Source organism: uncultured Aquimarina sp. (assembly GCF_947492965.1).
In the GTDB taxonomy this organism is placed as follows: Bacteria; Bacteroidota; Bacteroidia; order Flavobacteriales; family Flavobacteriaceae; genus Aquimarina.
Map to the genome: position 1 here is coordinate 1 of NZ_CANLOZ010000025.1, position 2,844 is coordinate 2,844.

Sequence of the window (2,844 nt, forward strand, 5' to 3'; positions counted from 1 at the left end):
AAGGCAACAACCTTATCAAAAAGCTGCTGCCTAATATTTTAACTTTTAACCCTTGATTTTATCATGGAAATCTGGGGCACAGTACTCTATATAGACTTTAGACAACGTAAGCAAAGCTTACAAAATATAATCCTGAAGCATTATGAAATTTGTACTTCCTACTCATAATGTCTAAAAGTAGTTAAAATACGCATACATAATTTTTTAAACCTATTTGGGTATACTTTTCTTACTCTTATGCGGCACCCAAAAGGATTCGTGCGCTAGTGGGGTTTAAATGGCGTGCTGCCGATGCTGCAGCATGAACATTTTACACTTTGTTCCATGTCGTTTTCGCTTGTTATTCTATTTTTTTAATGTAAAAGGCATTATTCGTTTTGATTCCACTAATGGTGTATTTTTGGCCACATCGCTAAATTTGTAAACTTTTGTATCTGTTAATTTTGAAAATAGGGCTTCAAATTTATTTGTTTCATCTTTAACTAAATCTACAATTTCCCTACCCTTGAATTCAATAGGAACTATTTCATTAATAGTATCATTTGTAATTGGCTCAAAAGACGTAAAAACGTACTTTTTAGGATTTTTATCGATATTACTACAAATAAACCTGTATTCCTTTCCAACTCCTCCTTCGAAAGCCTCTGCTTTAGTTTTATAATTTGGCGAAAGAATTACAAGTACCTTGTCATATTTTAAAATACCCTTATGCATTAATCTATTGAAGTCAACTGCTGTTTCATCCTGCATTAATTTAATGTCCATATCTGCTTCAAACCCTTTAGTACGCAAGAATTCGACAAATGATATTACTTTTTCTTTATGATCTTTCCCATCCCAACTATATGAGACAAAGACAGATGTAGATTTGGTTGAAGATTCGGAATTATCATTTTGAGATTTATACATAACCATTTTTTTTACTTTGCTAACAAACTTTGTTTCAAATTCAGGATTTTCACTAATTACATTATAAATGGAACCTTTTGGAAAATTGAAATTCTTGTTTAATGTTTTTACTATTGTAGATAATAAAATAGACGTTGAGTTATTCTCTTTAAATAAGTTAATTACTTGTCTTTTAATCTGCTCCGTTACTGGGTTTTCCTTAACAATTATATTTTTAGGTTTTGTTATTATAATTTCATCTTTATACAAGTCTCTCCATTCACTTAAAATATATTTATTCCCCTTTATTTTACAATATCTTTTATTGTAGATTACTGTATCAAGTGAACGTATTGGTATGTTTGGACGAGTTTTGTGTATCTGGGTGAAAATAGTTTCTTTCTTTAGAGGCTTGTCAAATAAAGTCAAGGTTTCTGTTATTAAGTCATACATAGTTTTATTTTCCTCTTGCCATTCTCTTAGTGTCCAATAACCTGATTTACCTAACGGCATTAGCCTTTTATCCATATTCATTTGAGAATTAAGACTACCTTTTATTATTCTTTTTCTATCTGTTCTTAGAAGTCTATGATTTATGATCTTAAGAATTTCAGCTAATTTTAGTTTTTTATTTTCTTCAAATAATATTCTATAAGCCATGTCACTAGATGAAGATAGTTTGTCAAAAGAGATCGAGTACTTTCCATCAGATTGAATTGATATAGCATCTATGGCTTCACAGGCCATTTCAATATCTCTTTTTGAAAAAGTGAATCCTTTTAATTTGCCTTTTACACCAATAATTAGATCATTTAATTCTACAGGTATTGTGTTTTGTTCAACTACAATGTATGTAGCATAACATAGTTGTAATATTTTCTTTTTATCAATTTCAGTTGAAGTGATAATTAGATCATTATCCTTTAATAAATGTAATTTGATGTTGATATAATCAAAGTCAAAAACATCTAGTAATAAGTTTAATAAACTTTCATTTTTTATGGTTTCTTCTTTAATTTTTTCATTAACATCAGATAGTAACGAGTAGTATGAAATAACTTTTCTTTCAATCAACTCTTCTTTGAGTTTAATTAGTGATTCATAACTTTCGCCAAACAAACTACTTTTTTCGGGTTCGAAGATTTGTTTTTTCAAATCTTTTAATGCATCCTTATTGATTTGTCTTACTCTTTCATAGGTAACATCAGAAAGTAAGGCAATTTCTTCTCTAGAATATTTTTTATTTTCAAGTCCATAAGTGAAAGAAATGACATCTGCTTTTCTTGAGTCTCTTTCAGATTTAGATTTTGTTTTATTTTGAGAAAACCTTAAACCGCTCAAGTAAGATTGAACAATTTCTTTTAAATCTGTTAAAGCTTCTCTCATTTTTTCAAATTGGTTACAACGCTGGTATCTATTTGCTATTGCAGCTGCATCAGTTATATTTTGTAAACACATACCAAGTAATACACGTACGTTTATTAAACATTCTAATATAACTAAAAATTCCCCACTTATACAATATTGATTTTATTAATACCCCATACGAGCATACCCTTAACCCCTTAGCAAACTCATTGTAAGAATCAAATTAATACTTAGAGCTGGCGATTTTAGGGTTGTGAGCCGTTACAAAAGTGCTTCCAGGCCATGATTCAACCCTTTTTTGCCATACAGAAAGCCTTTTACCCCATCCCAAATGGGTTGCTAGGCCAAAGAATACTCCTTTTATGGATTAATTTGATCCTTCGAAATAGTTCAGTAAGACTTCGAAGTACTTTGGTAAGGGGTAGTAGGGAGTAATTAATTAGTAAGAGGTTGTTTTTTAATACCTCGAAGAGCTTTTATAAAGTTAAGAGGGTTTGTGTTCTTTGTCACACTGATTTCTATGACAAAACCAAATTGTTTTTATAAGCAGTTTGGTTTTTTATTATAGCAAAGATTCTATGAATAATT

Annotated in this window: 1 protein-coding gene; it reads right to left on the reverse strand. The window is 29.9% G+C overall.

From position 1 onward, the window contains the following. Window positions 1-345 precede the first annotated feature (345 nt). Window positions 346-2,274, reverse strand: coding sequence for an SEFIR domain-containing protein (locus Q1B37_RS24155; protein WP_299903333.1), 1,929 nt, complete (start codon window positions 2,272-2,274; stop codon window positions 346-348). Window positions 2,275-2,844 lie beyond the last annotated feature (570 nt).

Bases quoted from the DNA above. Each gene is read 5' to 3' on its own strand.
- Q1B37_RS24155 (WP_299903333.1), bottom strand. From the start codon at position 2,274: ATGAGAGAAGCTTTAACAGATTTAAAAGAAATTGTTCAATCTTACTTG.